Genomic DNA, 17,365 nt, shown 5'->3' with positions numbered 1-17,365 from the left:
GGCCTGCGCCCGCCCCCGTCGGGGCGGCGGTCGTCCTGGGGGGCGCGCCGGTCGTCCGCGCCGGGGCGGCGCTCGTCCGGGAACGGGCGGCGGCCGCCCGTGGTGGGGCGCCTGCCCGGCGCGTCCTGCCTGTCGCCCCGGCCCCTCGGCCGGTCGTCGCCCTGGGGTCCGCGGCTCCTCGGCCGCTCGCCACCGTCACCTGCCCGCCCGCGGGCCACATCGCCACCATCCTGCCGGGCACGCCCACGCGCCCCCGGCCCCTCGTCCTGCCGGAACCTGCCGCCCGGCCCGTCCTCACCACCATCACCGGAGCGACCCCCGGAGGGCCTTCCACGGCGGGCCCCGTCACGCGGGCCCTCGCCGTCGTCACCCCGCGACCGCCCCCTCGGGCCGTCACCGGCCCCGCCGTTCCGTCCCTCCCCCGCACCACGACGCGACCGCCCGCGCGGCCCGTCCTCGTCGCCTCCGTACGGCCCCTCCCCGCCACGACGGGACCGGCCTCCCGGGGCGTCACCCCGGTACGACCCGTCCCGTTCACCCCGGGTGCGGCCTTCCGGGACGTCACCCCGGGACGGCCCCTCGCCGTCCCGGCGGGAGCGGCCCCGGAAAGGGTCGCCCCGGGACGGCCCGTCCCCGTCATCTCGGGAGCGGCCACCGGGGGGGTCACTCCGGGACGGCTCCCCACCGTCGCGGCGGGAGCGGCCCCGGGAGGCGTCGCCCCGGGGCGGTGGGGTGTCGTCGCCGGGCTCGTCGGAGGTGAAGTCATGGGTGAAGGGGAGGTCGAACGGGTCGGGCCGTTCGCGGGGCTCGTCCGGCGGCGTGGGGCGGGCGGAGGTGTTGCGTCCCGCCCGTCCTGGGCCGCCCGGCGTACGACGAGCGGCGCCGGGCCCTCCTTGAGAGCCGGCGCCGCCTGTGCCGCGACCGGGACCTTGACCCCTGCCGCTGGTGCCGCTCACCGCCCCTGGACCGCCTGGCCGGGCTCGGCGGTGTAGGGGTCGACGCTGTCCCACGCCGGGCGCATGCCGAGTTCCTCGGCCTGCCTGGCGATCTCCGTGGGCAGCTTGCTCTGCTCGTTCTTGCGCTTGAGGTCCTCGTTGTGCTGCCGCTCGCTGGCGATCTCGTCCACGAGGGTCGAGGCGGTGATGGAGTCCTGGGCCAGCACGGTGTTGAGCAGCAGCAGGCTCACCAGGCCGCCGCAGAGCAGCCCGACGACGAGCAGCACGAACGGGGCGCGCTGCCGCCGTGCCGGGCGTCGCCGGACGGCGGGGCGCGCCTGCCCGTCCAGCCCGCCGGCGACGCCGCGCCCGCGGTCGGTGCGGGGCCTGCGCGTGCGGGGGTCGGCGCCGGGCCGGGTGCGGGTGGCGGCAGACCGCGGGGCGGCCTCGGTCCTGGTGCGGCCGGCGCGCTCCGAGGCCGCGCCGGCGGACCGCTCGGCCGCCGTCCGCCCCGTACGCTGCGCGCCGTCGGACGCCGTGCGTGCCGTGCGTGCCGTGCGCGCCGCGCCGGAGCGCTCCGCGTCGGCGGCCGTCCGCCCCGGACGCTCGGCGCGCTCGGCGCCCGTACGTCCCGGACGCTCGGCGCCCGTACGTCCTGGACGCCCGGAAGCGTCAGGACCCGGGCGGCCCGCGCGGTCGGCGGCCGGGCGGGGGGTGCGGGATCTGGTGTCGGGCGACGGGCGGGCGCCGCGGGCCGGGCGCGGGTCGGTCTCGGGGACGGGCTTGGCCGGGTGCGGGACGTCGGGCCGGCGCCTGCCGGTCTTCGGTCCGGCCGCGGCCGCGGGCGTGCTCCCGGCCGCGGGACCGGTCGTGGGCACAGTGCCGCGGGCGGGCGCGCCCCGCCGGGTCTCCTGCTCAGTCCTGGTCGTCAACACGGATCCTCTCTGCGGCCCTGAGCCGGGCCGAAGCCGCCCGCGGGTTGCGGGTCAGCTCTTCTTCGCTCGGGAGCTCGGCTCCCCTCGTCAGGAGGCGGAACCGCGGCTGGTGAGCCGGCAGCGGGACGGGCAGCCCGGGCGGGCTGGTGTCCTTGGTTCGCGCCGTGAGGACCTGCTTGGTGAGCCGGTCCTCCAGGGAGTGGTAGGAGAGCACGACGACTCTCCCGCCGAGCGCCAGCGCGTCGAGGGCCGCGGGCAGGGCCGCCTCCAGGGCGGCCAGTTCCGCGTTGACCTCGATGCGCAGCGCCTGGAACGTTCGTTTGGCGGGGTTGCCCCCGGTGCGCCGGGTGGCGGCCGGAATCGCCTCGCGGACGATGTCGGCCAGCCGCTTCGTCGACGTTATGGGGTCTTTGGCCCGTTCCTTGATGATCAGGCCCGCGACACGCGGGGCGAACCTCTCCTCGCCGTAGACGCGCAGGATGCGGGTCAGCTCGGCGGCGGGGTAGGTGTTGACCACGACCTCGGCGGTGAGCTCCTGGTCGGTGTCCATGCGCATGTCGAGCGGGGCGTCGTAGGAATAGGCGAAACCGCGCTCGGCCTCGTCGAGCTGGGGCGAGGAGACGCCCAGGTCGAACAGCACCCCGTCGACCGTGGTGCGCCCGGCGCGGGCCAGCACGGCGGCCATCTCGTCGGACGAGGCGTGGACGAGCGTGGTGCGCCCGGAGTAGGGGGCGAGCCTGCGCGTGGCGTGGTCGATCGCGAACGGGTCGCGGTCGATGCCGATGAGGTGCAGCGCGGGGTGCGCGGCGAGCAGTGCCTCCGCGTGGCCGCCGAGGCCGAGGTTGGCGTCGACGACGACGGGGTCCGGGCCGGTGAGCGCCGGAGCGAGCAGCTCCAGTACGCGCTCGAGCATGACCGGAACGTGACCGCCCTTGGCTGCGTCGTCGTGCATCTCCAAACCCCCCTCTCGCGTCCTGGCTCGCGGATGACGCGGCCGGTCGATGTGTCCGTCCTGCAAAGGGTCCCCACCCCGGTGCCGTCCGGCCAGGTCCCCATCCGCACCCTCTTCGTGGACGCCTGCCATCTGACACCGGGGAAGGTGCATCAGCTGGCCGGCAGTGGTTGCGGGTGGAGACCTCGCCGAACGACATCTCCGACGGCTCGACCGTGACTTCTAGAGAATCCCTGGCAGCACCTCCTCCGACAGGTCGGCGAACGCCTGCTCCTGCGCGTTGAGGTAGGTGTCCCAGGCCTGCGCGTCCCAGATCTCCAGCCGGGTGTTGGCACCGATGACCACGCAGTCACGCTGCAGGCCGGCGTACTGCCGCAGCCCCTGCGGGATCGTGATGCGTCCCTGCTTGTCTGGTTTCTCGTCGGACGCGCTGGCGAAGAAGACGCGGCTGTAGTCGCGCACCGCCTTGGCGGTGACCGGGGCGGTGCTGAGAGCCTCGGTTATGCGCTGGAACTCCTCCACGGGAAAGACGTAGAGGCATCGCTCCTGGCCTTTGGTGATCACAAGACCCTCCGCCAGCTCCTCACGGTACTTAGCCGGCAGGAACAGCCGTCCCTTGTCGTCCAGACGCGGTTGATGGGTGCCGAGGAACATCGGCCCCACCTCCCGTGCCTCGTGAAGCGCTCGGCGCTGGTGCACCGGGCCCTCCACTGCGCACCACCATACTCCACTTCTCCCCACCGTCAACTGATTCGAACCCGGTTCATCCGTCGTTTTCCACGCGTTATCGCAGGTCAGCGCGATGGGGTCGGGTGGGGGGCGGGGGCGGCCGCACGGCGGCCCGTGGGCGTGTCGAAGCGGGAAAAGCCCGGCGAATAACCGGCGGAGCCGCTAGAGGGGGCGGCGGTGGGGGAAAGTGGCGCGCCGCGTGGGGGGCGGTGTCACGGCATTCGCACCGCAATGCGACATGAACATGAACAACCTCTGGCTTCTCTGGAATATCCGCAAAAGTCGCTCCGGAACCCACAGAGTCGTAGGGTCGTACAGATAATGGAAAACAATGGCATGTCTCCCGCAAAGGCACCCTTGGGCGGGGCAGGCCGTCGCACCTCTCATGGAGGCCTGGTGGCAGTAACCCATGACGTCCCTCCCCAGCTCGGCGAGCTTGTCTCCACCGCGCACCGGATCCGGCAGGCCATCGAGTCCGTGATCGAGGGGAAGAGCGACGCCGTCCGCCTGACGCTGACCGTCCTGCTCGCCGAGGGCCACCTGTTGATCGAGGACGTCCCGGGAGTCGGCAAGACCATGCTGGCCAAGGCCCTGGCGCGGTCCATCGACTGTCCCGTGCGCCGGGTGCAGTTCACCCCCGACCTGTTGCCCAGCGACATCACCGGTGTGAGCGCTTACAACCAGCAGACCCGGGAGTTCGAGTTCAAGCCCGGGCCGGTGTTCGCCAACATCGTGGTCGGCGACGAGATCAACCGCGCCTCGCCGAAGACGCAGTCGGCCTTGCTGGAGTGCATGGAGGAGCGCCAGGTCACCGTCGACGGCAGGACGTACGAGCTGGACGCGCCGTTCATGGTGATCGCGACGCAGAACCCGATCGAGATGGAGGGCACCTATCCCCTGCCGGAGGCGCAGCGCGACCGGTTCACCGCCAGGGTGGCGATGGGCTATCCGGAGCCGACGGCCGAGCTGGAGATGCTCGACGTGCACGGCGGCACCTCCCCGCTGGACAGGCTGCAGCCGGTCGCCACCGAGGCGGAGGTGCGCGCGCTGATCGCGGCCGTGCGCGGGGTATACGTGTCGCAGCCGGTCAAGAAGTACGCCATCGACCTGGTCGTGGCCACCCGGCACTCGCCGGACCTGCGGCTGGGCGCCTCCCCCCGGTCGACGCTGCAGCTCGTCCGCGCGGCCAGGGCGAACGCGGCGCTGTCGGGCCGCGACTACGTCATCCCGGACGACCTCCAGGAGCTGGCCGTGCCCGTGCTGGCGCACCGGCTGCTGCCGAGCGTGGAGGCGCAGGGCCAGCGCAGGCTGCCGGAGCAGGTGGTGGCGGAGCTGGTCAGGCGCGTGCCGGTGCCGGAGACCCGGGCGTCGTGAGAGCCGGACTGCGGGCGCTCACCTCGCGGGGACGCTCGTTCCTGGCCTCGGGGATCGCCGCGCTGGTGATGGCGTTCCTTCTGGGTGAGGACGACCTGTTCAGGATCGGCGTGCTGGTGACGGCGCTGCCGCTGCTGGCCGCCCTGGTGGTGGCGCGCACGCGCTACCGGCTGAGCTGCGCCAGGCGGCTGGACCCGGCCAGGGCGGAGGCGGGCGGCGAGGCGACCGTGACGCTGCGCCTGGAGAACGTGACCAGGCTGCCGACCGGGCTGCTGCTGATCGAGGACACCGTCCCGTACGCGCTGGGCGTGCGGCCCCGGTTCGTGCTGGACCGGGTGGAGGCCCGCGGCGTCCGGGAGATCGACTACAAGGTGCGCTCGGACCTGCGCGGCCGCTACCCGATCGGGCCGCTGTCGGTGCGCATCGCCGACCCGTTCGGCCTGGTGGAGCTGACCCGGGCGTTCACGATCACCGACACGCTGGTGGTGACGCCGCAGGTGGTGGCGCTGCCGCACGTACGGCTGTCGGGCGAGTGGACCGGCGGCGGCGACAGCCGCACCCGCAGCGTGGCGGCGGCGGGCGACGACGACGTCGCGCCGCGCGAGTACCGGCAGGGCGACGACCTGCGCCGGGTGCACTGGCGCTCGACCGCCCGCCACGGCGAGCTGATGGTGCGGCGCGAGGAGCAGCAGTGGCAGAGCCGCGGCGCGCTCCTGCTCGACACCCGCCGCTTCGCCCACCGCGGCGAGGGCCCGCGCTCCTCCTTCGAGGTGGCGGTCTCGGCGGCGGCCTCGATCGGCGTGCACCTGGCGCGTGAGGGGCTGGGCCTGCGGCTGGTCACCGACCAGGGCGCCGAGCACCTGACGGACACCGGGCTGAGCTGGTCGCTGCTGGACACGCTGGCGATGGTGCGCGGCAGCTCGGCCAGGTCGCTGGAGATGGGCGTCTCGGCGCTGCGGCAGGGCGGCGGCGACGGGCTGATCGTGGCCGTGCTCGGCTCGCTCGACCCCGAGGAGGCCCGCGAGCTGGCCCGGCTGCGGCACAGCGGCATCACCGCGGTGGCGGTGCTGCTCGACGTGGGCACCTGGGACGGCGGGCAGACGGAGAACTACGACGCCGTGCAGACGGTGCTGGCCGGGTACGGCTGGCGGATCGTCCGGCTGCCCGCGGGCGTCTCGATCGCCTCGGTCTGGCAGGACGCCGGCAGCCGCGGCAGGTACGTGCTCAGCGGAGGTTCGGCATGAGGCTTTCTGTGGCGTCCGCCGTGGCGACGTTCGCCGCGGCGATCCTGCTCTACCCGCTCTTCGAGGGCGGCTCCTGGTTCTGGGCGTCGCTGGGCGCGGTGCTGGCGGTGATGGCGGCGAGCCTGGTGAGCGGACGGCTGTCGCTGCCGTCGTGGGCGGCGGCGCTGGTGAGCGTGGCCGCGCTGGGCCTGTACCTGACGGTGTCCTTCACCGCCGAGGAGGCCTGGGCGCTGGTGGTGCCGACCAAGGAGTCGGTGCTGGAGCTGGCCGACCTGCTGACCACCGGGTGGGCCGACATCCAGCGCTACGCCGCGCCGGTGCCCGCCAACGAGCCCATCTCCCTGCTGACCTCCGGCGGCGTGGGCGTGATCGCGATCATCGTCGACCTGTTCGCCTCCCGGCTGCGGCGGGCGGCGCTGGCGGGGCTGCCGCTGCTGGCGCTGGCCACGGTGCCGGCCACGATCCTGGCCGACCCGATCAGCTGGCCGGCGTTCATCCTGGCGGCGCTCGGCTTCACCAGCCTGCTGATCGCCGACGGGCGCGAGCGGGTGGGGCACTGGGGCCGGGCGGTGCTGGTGCGCCGGACCCGCGCGGCCCAGCAGACGCCGCGGGCGGGCGGGCAGGCCGACACCAGCGGGCTGCGCCTGTCGGGCAAGCGCATCGGCTTCGCGGCGATCGCGCTGGCGGTGGTGGTGCCGGCGGCGCTGCCCGCGATGGAGCCGGTCTCCTTCTTCACCTTCGGCGTGGGCGGCAGCGGCTCCGGGCGGGGCAACTCGATCAGCATCCCGGACCCGATCGCGGACCTGAAGGGGCGGCTGGAGCTGCCGGAGCGGCGCACCGTGCTGACCTACACGAACAACGACAGCAGGCCGCGCTACCTGCGCATCTACGCGCTCGACACGTTCGACGGCGAGCAGTTCGGGATGACGCAGCCGCAGGGCGCTCCGGAGAACCGGACGGACAACGGCCCGCTGCCCCCGCCGCCCGGCCTCGGGCGTGAGGTGAAGGTGGCGGACGTCAGCACGCAGATCACGATGAGCGAGGAGATCTCCAAGCTGTCGTTCCTGCCGCTGCCGTACCCGCCGAGGGCGATCCAGGTGGACGGCGACTGGCGCGCGGACGTCAGCACGCTGATGGTCTTCTCCACCGTCGACGAGGCGGCCGGGCTCGAGTACCAGGTGCTGTCGGGCGAGCCGCAGGTCACCTCCGAGGTGCTCGACTCGCTGCCGCCGGGCGGCGAGGCGGCCGACCCGCGCTACCTGCAGCTGCCGGAGAACCTGCCGGAGGAGATCAGGGAGCTGGCCCGCCAGGAGACCAGAGGCGCCGAGACGGGCTACCAGCGGGCGGTGAAGCTGCAGCAGTTCTTCACCAGGACCGGCGGGTTCGTCTACAGCCTCGAGACGCAGGGGCACAGCAACTCGGCGCTGCAGGACTTCCTCCTGGCCAGCCGGGCGGGCTACTGCGAGCAGTTCGCGGCCTCGATGGCGCTGCTGGCGCGGGTCGTCGGCATCCCCTCGCGGGTGGCGATCGGCTACACGGGCGGCACGCAGATCGGCGGCCAGTGGACGGTGGCGACCAACGACTCGCACGCCTGGCCGGAGCTGTACTTCGAGGGCGTGGGCTGGCTGCCGTTCGAGCCGACGCCGGCGGGGTCGGCGGGGCAGGGCAGCGCCCGGGTGCCCGCGTACACGATCCCGCAGACCCGCTCGACGGGCAGCGCGGATGAGCCGACGCCGGGCTCGTCGGGCAGCCCCGACAGCGAGGCGCTGGGCCCGCAGAACCGCCAGAACCCGCGTCAGCTCGACCGTGAGGCGGCGCTGCTGGCCAACGGCGGGGTGCCGCCGGAGGAGTCGACCCCGCTGATCGCGCAGATCGGCCTCGGCGCAGGCGTGCTCCTGCTGGTGCTGCTCGTCCCGGCCGCGGTGCGGCTGTTCACCCGCAGCAGGCGGGTGCGCGCGCTCGGCTGGAAGGTGAGCGAGCCGTCGGACGAGGTGACGGCCAGGGTGGTGGCGAGCCGCCATCCGGCGGTCGCGGCCGCCTGGGCGGAGCTGGACGACGCGCTGTGCGACTACGGGATGGCGCGCGGGGCGAGCGAGACGCCGCGCGCGCTGGCACGGCGGCTGACGGAGCAGTACGAGTTCGACGCGGAGGCGGCGGCGTCGATCGCGGCGATCGCCTCGACGGTGGAGCGGGTGCTGTACGCCAGGGAGCCGGGCGAGATCGCGCCGATGGGCAAGGATCTGCGCCGGGTGCGCCAGGCGCTGGCGGCGACCGTGTCGCGGGCCAGGCGGGTGCGGGCGGTGCTGATGCCGCCCTCGACGATGCGCCGGCTGCGCGGCCTGGGCGAGGGCCTGCTGGACGGGTTCGACCGGCTGGAGAACATCAGGCTGCGCCGGACGGCGTCGCAGAAGGGCGCGTGACGAAACGGTCGTGCGGCCGCTCCCCTGGCTGGGGGCGGCCGCACGACCGTTTCACGGGCTGTTGAGGCTCAGCGCTCGTCGTGTCGACGGCGCCAGCGCTCCTCCATGCGTTCCATGAAGGTCCCCCGGTTTCCCCGGCGGGCCTGTTTGCCCGGAGCGGGGGCGCCGGGCGCCGGGGCGGAGTCGCCGCCGAACCCGTTCATGCGTTTCCAACTGGACAGACCCCACAGACACGCGGCGAGCATGACCACGAAACCGCCGACGCCGAGCGGGATCAGGTTGATCACAACGCCGACCATCAGCAGGACGACGCCGAGAGCAAAGCCGACGGAGGCTTTGATCAGGCGACGCTTGTAATGGCTGCGCGGGTCACTGATCCTTACGGTGTTGGCCCACTTCGGGTCCTCGGCGTAGAGGGCCTGCTCGATCTGGTCGAGCAAGCGCTGCTCGTGCTCAGAGAGCGGCACGGCGCCTCCCAAGGACGGCCCCTGGACGGGGAAGACGGCAACGGACGACACGGGGTGTCCGAACCTCGCGGTCGGTTATCCCCAGAATACGAGGCTGTAGACGTAGGCGAAAGCAAACGTCCAACGCAGACCAAACCGGAGGTGACGTCATGGCTTCATTCTGCGCCATATCGCCCTCCTCCCCGGAAGTCGTGACATCTCCTCACGCCTCCATTTCATCAAGTCTGCCCCGGACAAGCGAAGCCGGGAGCACCGCATCGGGGCCGAATCTGCGTACGGCCCGGTCCATGGCCTGCTCGGCCTCGCGCCAGCCGGTCTCCCGCTCACCCAGGCTGAGCTGGCGTGAGGCCGAATCGGCCGGGCGCAGGCCCTCCATCCGGACCCCCACGAGGCGCAGCCGCACCCGTTCCAGACCTGCCGCCTGGAACAGCTCGCACGCTGTGGCGTAAATCTCCTGGGCGACGTCGGTCGGCTCCTTGAGAGTCCGGGACCGGCTGATCGTGGAGAAGTCGGCTCGGCGCAGCTTCACACTTACAGTCCTGCCCACGTGTCCGGCCTTACGCATCCTGGCCGCGACACGTTCGGACAGTCTCAGCAGCTCACGCCTGATCACGTCGGGGTCGTCGACGTCCGCGGCGAAGGTCTCCTCGTTGCCGATGCTCTTGTCGGGGACGTGCGCGGTCACCGGCCGCTCGTCGCGCCCCCACGCCAGCGCCGCCAGGTGGCCGCCGACCGCCTGGCCGAGCTCGCGCTGCAGCGTGGACACCGGCACTCTGGCCAGGTCGCCGACGGTGCGGATGCCGAGGCGCACGAGCGACTGCTCGGTGCGCTCGCCCACGCCCCACAGCGCCGAGACCGGCAACGGGTGCAGGAAGGCCACGACGTCATCGGGCGGCACCACGAGCATGCCGTCGGGCTTGCACTGCTTTGAGGCGAGTTTGGCGATGAATTTGCTGCCCGCGACGCCCACCGAGCAGGTGATGCCGTAGCGCTCCAGCACCTCGGCCCTGATCCCGGCCGCGATCTCCGCGGGCGAGCCCAGCCGGCGCCGCGCCCCCGCCACGTCGAGGAACGCCTCGTCGGAGGCGATCGGCTCGACGAGCGGCGTGATCGCGTGGAAGATCTCCATCACGCCCCTGGAGACCTCGGCGTACTTGCCGTGGCTGGGCGGGATGATCGTGGCCTGCGGGCACAGCCGGCGCGCCCGGCTCATCGGCATCGCCGAGTGCACGCCCCGCGCCCTGGCCTCGTAGGTGGCGCTGAGCACCACGCCCCGGCCCGCGGGCGAGCCCACGATCACCGGCAGGCCGCGCAGCTCGGGCCGCTCCAGCAGCTCGACGCTGGCGAAGAAGGCGTCCATGTCGACATGCAGGATCGGGCAGCCGCTGTCGTCGCCCCCGGTCCGCGGAGCGGGGCCGATGCCGGTGATCTGCTTGCGAGACACGCCGCCGAGTCTATCCGAACAGGCGTTCTACGCCGAGGCCTTGTGGCCCAGCACGTGCAGCTGGGTCGCGATGTCGCGCAGCACCGGATGGGCGGAGGCGGCCTGCTCCAGCGCCGCCAGCGCCTCGGCGGCGCCGGCCTCGCCGTCGACCAGCCGGCTGGGCACCAGGTCGGCGAAGACACGCACCCCGTGCACCGCGCCCGGCCGGAACCCGGCCGAGGTCAGCAGCCCGGTCAGGGTCTCGCCGGTGAAGCGGCGCGGCGTGGGGTCGCGGTCGCCCCAGCTGCCCATCGGGTCGGCCAGCACGGCCCTGGCCTCGTCGAACTGCCCGGCCAGCGCCCGGTGGATGGCGCTGGCGACGGGGTTGGCGGCCAGCACGCTCACCGCGCCGCCCTCGCGCAGCAGCCCGGCCATCGCCGACAGCGCGCCGACCGGGTCGTCCACGTACTCGAGCACGCTGTGCGACAGCACCAGGTCGGCGCTGTCGCGGCTGAGCAGGTCGCCCAGGTCGGCGGCGTCGCCCTGCAGGCCGCGCACCTCCACGTCACGCTCCTTGGCCCGGCGCTCCAGCGCGGCCAGCGAGTCGGGGCTCGGGTCGACGACGGTCACGGTGTGGCCCAGCGCGGCCAGCGGCACGGCGAACCCGCCGGTGCCGCCCCCGGCGTCGACGATGTCGAGGGCCTCGCGCCCGGTGGCGGCGGCCAGCTCGGCCAGCACCGCCCGTAGCGCGTCCCAGACGACGGCGGTCCGCACCGCCGGGGTCCTCGTGACGCCTTCAGCACGCAACGTCGAGCCTCCCTCTTTCCACCGACCAGCCCAGCCTACGCCGTGCGCGCCGCCCTCCGCGCCCCCGGACGGCAGGCGCTTTCCCTCGGATGCGCCAACCGGGCCTCCGTCCGGGATGCGTACCTTGTGTGATCTGCCGTACTTCGCATCATGAAAGATTGCAGATCCTGAAATTTCTTCCCTACCCTGTTCGTTGTGACCACCGTGGACAGCAACGACGAGCTCAGCCGGAGGGACCGCAAGAAGCTCGAGACCCGCGCGGCGCTGGAGCGCGCCGCCCTGACGCTGGTCGCCGAGCGCGGCCTCGCGGGGGTCACGGTGGAGGACATAGCGGAGGCCGTGGACGTCTCCTCGCGCACGTTCTTCAACTACTTCCCGTCCAAGGAAGACGCCCTCATCGGCCGCAACCGGATGGTCGGCGCCGAGCTCAAGGAACGGCTGGCCGGCGTCCCCGGCGACGTGCCCGCCCTCGACGCGCTGCACCTGGTGCTGCGCGAGCAGGCCGAGCAGGTGCAGGACCAGCGCGAGTGGTGGATGCTCCGGCTGAGGGTGCTGGAGCAGAACCCGTCGCTCCTGCCGCACCTCGTCTCCGGCGGCGTCGAGACCGAGCTGGTGCTGACGGGCCTGCTCGCCGAGCGGAGCGGCGACGAGGGCTACGCCCACCTCGTGACGGCCGTCTCCCTGGCGGCCTTCCGGGCCGTGATGATGCGCTGGAGCGCCGGTGACGGGGTCCCCACGCTGACGGTGCTGCTCGACGAGGCGTTCGCCCGGCTGGCCGGCGGCCTGTCCACGCCCTGACCCGCCCCGAAGACCCTCCCAAGACCTTCCCTGAACCATCGCCCGACCGCGCGGCGCCCGACCGGGGCGCCGCGTGCCCCTGCCTGAGAGGAAACATGACAACGACCAGCGCGCAGCCCGGACCCGAGGCCGCGCCCGCCGAGCGCACATCCCGGCGCAAGGTCCTGCAGGCTCTGTCAGGGCTGATGGTGGGCATGTTCGTGTCCATCCTGGCCTCGACCGTCGTGGCCAACGCCCTGCCCCGCATCATCACCGACCTGAACGGCTCCCAGACCGTCTACACCTGGATCGTCACCTCCGAGCTGCTGGCCATGACGGCCACGGTGCCGCTCTGGGGGAAGATGTCCGACCTCTACAGCAAGAAGCTGCTCATCCAGCTCTCCCTGGGACTGTTCGTCGCCGGCTCGCTCATCGCGGGCCTGACGCCGAACGTGGAGATCCTCATCGTCAGCCGGGTCGTCCAGGGCGTCGGCGCGGGCGGCATGACGGCGCTGTCGATGGTCGTGATGGCGGCCATGATCCCGCCGCGCGAGCTGGGCCGCTACGCCGGCATCTTCGGCGCCGTGTTCGGCATCGGCACGGTCGCCGGGCCGCTGATCGGCGGCGTGCTCGTCGACACCTCCTGGCTCGGCTGGCGCTGGTGCTTCCTGTTCGGCGTGCCGTTCACGATCGTGGCCATCATCCTGCTGCAGCGCACGCTGAACCTGCCGGTGGTGCGCAAGGACGTGAAGGTCGACTACCTGGGCGCGCTGCTCATCACGGTGGGCGTCTCCACGCTGCTCATCTGGTCGTCGCTGGCCGGCCACCAGTTCGCCTGGGGCTCCTGGTGGACCGTGGGCCTCGTGGGCGGCGGCCTGATCGTCCTGGCGCTGGCCGTCTGGGTGGAGTCGCGGGCGCCTGAGCCGATCATCCCGCTGTACCTGTTCCGCAACCGCACCGTCACCCTCACCACCGTGGCGAGCGTGCTGGTGGGTGTGGCGATGTTCGGCGGCACCGTGTTCCTGTCGCAGTACTTCCAGGTGGCGCTCGGCAAGTCGCCGACCGTCGCGGGCCTGATGAGCCTGCCGATGGTGTTCGGCCTGCTGATCTCCTCGACCGTCGCGGGCCAGCTCATCACCAAGTGGGGCCGCTGGAAGGGCTTCCTGGTGGCGGGCGGCGTCACGATGCTCGCCGGGATGGCCCTGCTCAGCACCATCGACGGCAAGACCAGCACGGTGCTGCTCGGCGTCTACATGGCGGTGCTCGGCATCGGCGTCGGCATGCTCATGCAGAACCTGGTCCTGGCCGCGCAGAACGACGTCCCCGCGCACGACCTGGGCGTCACCACCTCGGCGCTGTCGTTCTTCCGCAGCATGGGCGGCACGATCGGCGTCAGCGCGCTGGGCGCGGTGCTGGCCAGCCAGGTGACGTCGCAGATGAAGGAGCGGCTCGGCCCGCTGGCCGCCGGGGGCGGCGGGGGCGAGGGCGCGGTCCCGGACATCTCCACGCTGCCGCCGCAGGTGGTGGCGATCATCCAGGACGTGTACGCGACGGCCACCGCCGACCTGTTTCTCATCGGGGTGCCGCTGACGGCGCTGGCCCTGGTGGCGGTGCTGTTCCTGAAGGAGAAGCCGCTCAACGACCTGTCGGGCGAGGAGCGCCTGGCCCAGGAGCGGGCCGTGGCCCCCGGCCACTGATCGGCGCAGCGGGTCACGCGGGCCGCGGCCGGCCTCCGGGCCGGACGCGGCCTTCGCCGTCTTCGCCGGGGCGCACGGCCCCGGGGCGGCCCCGCGCTAGAGGGTCAGGCTGGGCTTGAGCTGCTTGAAGCGGGCCAGCAGCCCGTTGATGAACTGCGGCGACTCGTCCGTCGACAGCTCACCGGCCAGGTGGACCCACTCGCTGATGACGACGCCCTCGGGGACGTCGGGCATCCACAGCAGCTCGTACGTGCCGCCGCGCAGCAGGTTGCGGTCGACGGCGGGCATGCGTTCGAGGGTCCAGCCCTCGGAGTAGGTCGTGATGAGCTCGTCGATGCGGGCGTGGTGCCGGGCGACGCCCTCGACGATGGCCGAGGTGTATTCGTTGACCGGCGGGTCGCCCCGCTCCACCCGCTCGGCGAGGATCTTGAGCGGGTCCTCCGTGCGCAGTTCGGCCTCGAAGAGGATGTCGAGGGCGCGCCTGCGTGCTTTGCCTCGTGCCGACACCTCAGGCCCGGCCGAGGTACTCGCCGCTGCGGGTGTCGACCTTGACCCGCTCGCCGGTGGTGATGAACAGCGGCACCTTGATCTCGGCGCCGGTCTCCAGGGTGGCGGGCTTGGTGCCGCCGGTGGAGCGGTCGCCCTGCAGGCCGGGCTCGGTCTCGGCGACGGTCAGCTCGACGGCGGCGGGCAGGTCCACGTAGAGCGCGGAGCCCTCGTTGAAGGCCACCGTGGCGAGCGTGTTCTCCAGCATGTAGTTGGCGGCGTCACCGACGGTGCGGCTGGAGACGTTGACCATGTCGTAGGTCTCGGTGTCCATGAACACGAAGTCGTCGCCGTCACGGTAGGAATACTGCATCTCGCGCTTGTCGACGTTGGCCACGTCGACCTTGACGCCGGCGTTGAAGGTCTTGTCGACGACCTTGCCGGACAGCACGTTCTTGAGCTTGGTGCGCACGAACGCGCCGCCCTTGCCCGGCTTGACGTGCTGGAACTCCACGACGGCCCACAGCTCACCACCGTCGAGCTTCAGCACCATGCCGTTCTTGAGGTCGTTGGTCGTCGCCACTCGTCATCTCCCGCGTGCGGCCGCTCTACAGAACGAGCAGCTCCTTGGTCGTCTTGGTGAAAAGTTCCGCGCCGCCCCCGCGTGTCACGACTGTGTCCTCGATGCGAACGCCGCCCCGGCCCGGGAGATAGACCCCCGGCTCGACGGTGATCGGAACTCGGTCCTCAAGTCTACCGGTACGCGAAGGGCCGAGGAACGGCTCCTCGTGGATCTCCAGGCCGACGCCGTGGCCGAGGCCGTGACGGAAGTGGTCGCCGTGACCGGCGGCCTTGATGATGTCGCGTGAGGCGGCGTCCACCTGCTTGGCCTCGGCCCCGGGGAGCACCGCCAGGCTGCCGGCCCGCTGCGCCTGGGCCACCAGCTCATAGATCTCCCGCTGCCAGGCGGCGGGCTCGCCGAGGCTGACCGTACGGGTCATGTCGGCGTGGTAGCCCTGGTAGAGGGCGCCGAAGTCCATGGTGACGAGGTCGCCGGAGCGCAGCTCCCTGTCGGTGGGGGCGTGGTGGGGGACGGCGCCGTTCTCGCCGGCGGCGACGATGGTCTCGAAGGCGGGCTTGTCGGCGCCCAGCTCGATCATCCGGGCGTCGAGGAGGCGGGCCAGGTCGCGTTCGGTGACGCCGGGCCCGATGGTGCGGATGATGTCGGCGAACGCCTGGTCGGTGATGGCGCAGGCGGTGCGCAGGAGCTCCAGCTCGTCGTCGTCCTTGACCGCCCTGAGCCGTTCGACCAGGGGCTCCAGCGGGACGAGCCCGGCGCCGAGCCGGTGGTAGGTCGCCACGCTCATGCTGGCGGCCTCGATGCCGACGCCGGGGGCGGCGAGCTCGCCCGCCACGTCGGACGCCTCCACGGCCTCGACGTCGAGGCCGCGGGTCTTGTCGATGTAGCGGTTGTCGGTGACGAGCAGGGCCGAGCCGTCCGCCCTGATCAGGACGGCGGCGTTGGAGCTGGCCAGCCCGGTGAGGTAGCGGACGTTGACCGCCGAGGTGACCAGCATGGCCTCGACCTCGTGCGCGGGCAGCATCGCCGCGAGCCGGGCCCGTCGCTCCTGATAATTGACCGTCATTTCGCCAATGTACGCGTATCGAACATCACCTCGGGGCGCCTACTCCAGACGCCATTCGCTCAGCCACTCCGGCAGCGGCCCCTCCTTGGCGATCTCGCCCTTCTCCTGGGCGCGCAGGAGGTCGCGCAGGACGCCGCGGACGTGGTCGCGCCCGGAGTCCTCGTGCCCCTCGGCGAACTTGCGGGCGGCCTTGGCGAGCTTGTCCTGGGCCTTGCCGGCGACGCGGGGGTCGATGCCGTTCAGCCGCATCTGGGCGGTCAGCGCGGAGCCGAACTGCCTGAGGTAGCCCTCCCAGCCCCCCGGCGGCACGCCGACGCCGACGGTGCCCTTGGGGTTCGCCCCGTCGGTCTCCCGCAGCGAGGTGGGCTCGCGGGCGGGCTCGGGGGTGGTGGTGGGGAGGGGTTCGACGGTGGGCATGGGCTCGGGCGTGGTGTCGGGCGTGCTGGTCACGGCCACCGACGGGGCGGGGGTGTTCTCGGCGACCGGCTGCTCGTCCCCGGAGGCGCCCCAGAGGATCATCACGACGGTGATGGCGACGATCGCGGCCAGGGCGGCGCCGAACTGGACGTACAGCCGCCGGTTCCCGCCGCCCCCGCCGCCCGGTGGCGGGGGCGCGAGCTCGGCCGCGTCGAAGACGGCCGTGTCACCGGCCCGCGGGGCGGGGGCCTGGAGCGGGGGCCGCGCGTGCACCTCGGTCGTGGGCGGCGGCACGGTGGCGCGCGGCCTGGCGACGGCGGCCAGCGCCCGGCGCAGTGACTCGCCGCTGGCGGGACGGCGGCCGGGGTCGGCGGACAGCAGGGACATCACCAGCCGGTCGAGCTCCGCGGGCACGCCCTGGCGCAGCGCGCCCGGCGGCTGCCCGGCGGGCTTCTGGCCGGTGAGGAGCTCGTAGCAGACCACGCCGAGCGCGTACAGGTCCGCGGGCGGCCCGCCCTCCCCCTCGGGGGCCCGGTAGTGCGGGTCGCCGTCGCCGGGCGCCTGCTCGCCCAGGCCGAACCCGACGACCTTCAGCACCCCGCTGCCCGCCTGCCGGAAGCTGTGCGGGCGGACGTGCCCGTGCACCACGCCGGCCCGGTGCGCGGCGTCCAGCCCGGCGGCGGCCTGGCCGATCAGGTCGCACACCTCCACGACCTTCAGCGGCCCGCGCGCGGCCAGCTCCTCGTCCAGGCTGGGCCCGGTGAGGAACTCCATCACCAGGAACGGCGCCCCCTCGTGGTCGCCCACGTCGAGCACCATGGCCACGTTCGGGTGGATGACCCGGGCGACCGCCTGGGCGTGCTCGCGCAGCACCTGGCGGGTGGCCGCGCCCTTGGCCCTGGCGCCCAGGACCTTGACCGCCACGGTCCAGTCGGCGCGGGTGTCGTAGCCGCGCCACAGCTCTCCCATCGGCCCGCTGCCGATGAGCTCGTCAAGCCGATACCGGCCTGCGACCAGGGACGGCGTCGCGTCGGACATATCTCCGCCAATACTCAC

At 72.9% G+C, this 17,365-nt stretch carries 15 protein-coding genes and 1 pseudogene; 5 read left to right on the top strand and 11 right to left on the bottom strand.

Annotated features, from left to right (window positions below):
- From AB0G11_RS16720 to mraZ, 4 genes and pseudogenes are all read right to left on the bottom strand, one after another.
- Positions 1-218 (bottom strand): annotated as a pseudogene (locus AB0G11_RS16720) (hypothetical protein); the annotation flags it as partial.
- 734 nt (positions 219-952) lie between these two features.
- Positions 953-1,867 (bottom strand): hypothetical protein, encoded by a 915-nt coding sequence (locus AB0G11_RS16715; protein ID WP_357586602.1) that lies wholly within the window; start codon positions 1,865-1,867, stop codon positions 953-955.
- A complete protein-coding gene (gene rsmH / locus AB0G11_RS16710) occupies positions 1,851-2,822 on the bottom strand; it encodes a 16S rRNA (cytosine(1402)-N(4))-methyltransferase RsmH (RefSeq protein ID WP_219507286.1) in 972 nt (323 codons plus the stop codon). The genes AB0G11_RS16715 and rsmH overlap by 17 nt, the downstream gene beginning before the upstream one ends.
- Positions 2,823-3,044: 222 nt before the next feature.
- On the bottom strand, positions 3,045-3,476 hold the full coding sequence (gene mraZ / locus AB0G11_RS16705) for a division/cell wall cluster transcriptional repressor MraZ (RefSeq protein ID WP_219507284.1): 432 nt from the start codon (positions 3,474-3,476) through the stop codon (positions 3,045-3,047).
- A gap of 471 nt (positions 3,477-3,947) precedes the next feature.
- On the opposite strand from mraZ, the gene AB0G11_RS16700 reads away from it, so the two are divergent.
- The 3 genes from AB0G11_RS16700 to AB0G11_RS16690 are packed head-to-tail and all read left to right on the top strand — an operon-like array spanning position 3,948 to position 8,589.
- Entirely contained in the window at positions 3,948-4,925 is a 978-nt protein-coding gene (locus AB0G11_RS16700) for a MoxR family ATPase (protein ID WP_219507282.1), read from the top strand.
- On the top strand, positions 4,922-6,169 hold the full coding sequence (locus tag AB0G11_RS16695; RefSeq protein ID WP_219507281.1) for a DUF58 domain-containing protein: 1,248 nt from the start codon (positions 4,922-4,924) through the stop codon (positions 6,167-6,169). The genes AB0G11_RS16700 and AB0G11_RS16695 overlap by 4 nt, the downstream gene beginning before the upstream one ends.
- Complete coding sequence (locus AB0G11_RS16690) at positions 6,166-8,589, top strand: DUF3488 and transglutaminase-like domain-containing protein (protein WP_357586600.1); 2,424 nt, start codon at positions 6,166-6,168, stop codon at positions 8,587-8,589. The genes AB0G11_RS16695 and AB0G11_RS16690 overlap by 4 nt, the downstream gene beginning before the upstream one ends.
- Positions 8,590-8,657: 68 nt before the next feature.
- Here the strand turns inward: AB0G11_RS16690 and AB0G11_RS16685 are convergent, their stop codons facing one another.
- The 3 genes from AB0G11_RS16685 to AB0G11_RS16675 form a co-directional block, all read right to left on the bottom strand.
- Positions 8,658-9,056: a DUF3040 domain-containing protein gene (locus AB0G11_RS16685; RefSeq protein ID WP_219507278.1), complete on the bottom strand. Its 399-nt coding sequence runs from the start codon at positions 9,054-9,056 to the stop codon at positions 8,658-8,660.
- A gap of 202 nt (positions 9,057-9,258) precedes the next feature.
- Complete coding sequence (gene dinB, locus AB0G11_RS16680; protein WP_219507277.1) at positions 9,259-10,500, bottom strand: DNA polymerase IV; 1,242 nt, start codon at positions 10,498-10,500, stop codon at positions 9,259-9,261.
- A gap of 27 nt (positions 10,501-10,527) precedes the next feature.
- A complete protein-coding gene (locus AB0G11_RS16675; RefSeq protein WP_219507275.1) occupies positions 10,528-11,286 on the bottom strand; it encodes a methyltransferase domain-containing protein in 759 nt (252 codons plus the stop codon).
- A gap of 195 nt (positions 11,287-11,481) precedes the next feature.
- On the opposite strand from AB0G11_RS16675, the gene AB0G11_RS16670 reads away from it, so the two are divergent.
- Both AB0G11_RS16670 and AB0G11_RS16665 read left to right on the top strand, forming a co-directional pair.
- Positions 11,482-12,084, top strand: a complete 603-nt coding sequence (locus AB0G11_RS16670) for a TetR family transcriptional regulator (RefSeq protein ID WP_308125841.1) — start codon at positions 11,482-11,484, stop codon at positions 12,082-12,084.
- 95 nt (positions 12,085-12,179) lie between these two features.
- The gene (locus AB0G11_RS16665; protein WP_219507273.1) at positions 12,180-13,760 is read left to right on the top strand and encodes an MDR family MFS transporter; all 1,581 of its coding nucleotides are present in this window, start codon (positions 12,180-12,182) and stop codon (positions 13,758-13,760) included.
- 96 nt (positions 13,761-13,856) lie between these two features.
- Here AB0G11_RS16665 and nusB read toward each other — a convergent pair whose 3' ends face one another.
- From nusB to AB0G11_RS16645, 4 genes are read right to left on the bottom strand one after another with little or no spacing between them, the layout of a single operon-like run.
- The gene (gene nusB, locus AB0G11_RS16660; RefSeq protein ID WP_219507271.1) at positions 13,857-14,267 is read right to left on the bottom strand and encodes a transcription antitermination factor NusB; all 411 of its coding nucleotides are present in this window, start codon (positions 14,265-14,267) and stop codon (positions 13,857-13,859) included.
- 1 nt (position 14,268) lies between these two features.
- Positions 14,269-14,829 (bottom strand): elongation factor P, encoded by a 561-nt coding sequence (gene efp / locus AB0G11_RS16655; protein WP_219507269.1) that lies wholly within the window; start codon positions 14,827-14,829, stop codon positions 14,269-14,271.
- A 25-nt stretch (positions 14,830-14,854) separates the two neighbouring features.
- The gene (locus AB0G11_RS16650) at positions 14,855-15,892 is read right to left on the bottom strand and encodes a Xaa-Pro peptidase family protein (RefSeq protein ID WP_357586598.1); all 1,038 of its coding nucleotides are present in this window, start codon (positions 15,890-15,892) and stop codon (positions 14,855-14,857) included.
- A gap of 39 nt (positions 15,893-15,931) precedes the next feature.
- Entirely contained in the window at positions 15,932-17,347 is a 1,416-nt protein-coding gene (locus AB0G11_RS16645; protein ID WP_357586596.1) for a protein kinase, read from the bottom strand.
- Positions 17,348-17,365 lie beyond the last annotated feature (18 nt).

The sequence above is a fragment of the Nonomuraea sp. NPDC023979 genome, assembly GCF_040639085.1.
In the GTDB taxonomy this organism is placed as follows: Bacteria; Actinomycetota; Actinomycetes; order Streptosporangiales; family Streptosporangiaceae; genus Nonomuraea; species Nonomuraea ceibae.
The sequence above is the reverse complement of the archived record's forward strand: the minus strand, read 5'-3'. Positions and strand labels throughout refer to the sequence as shown.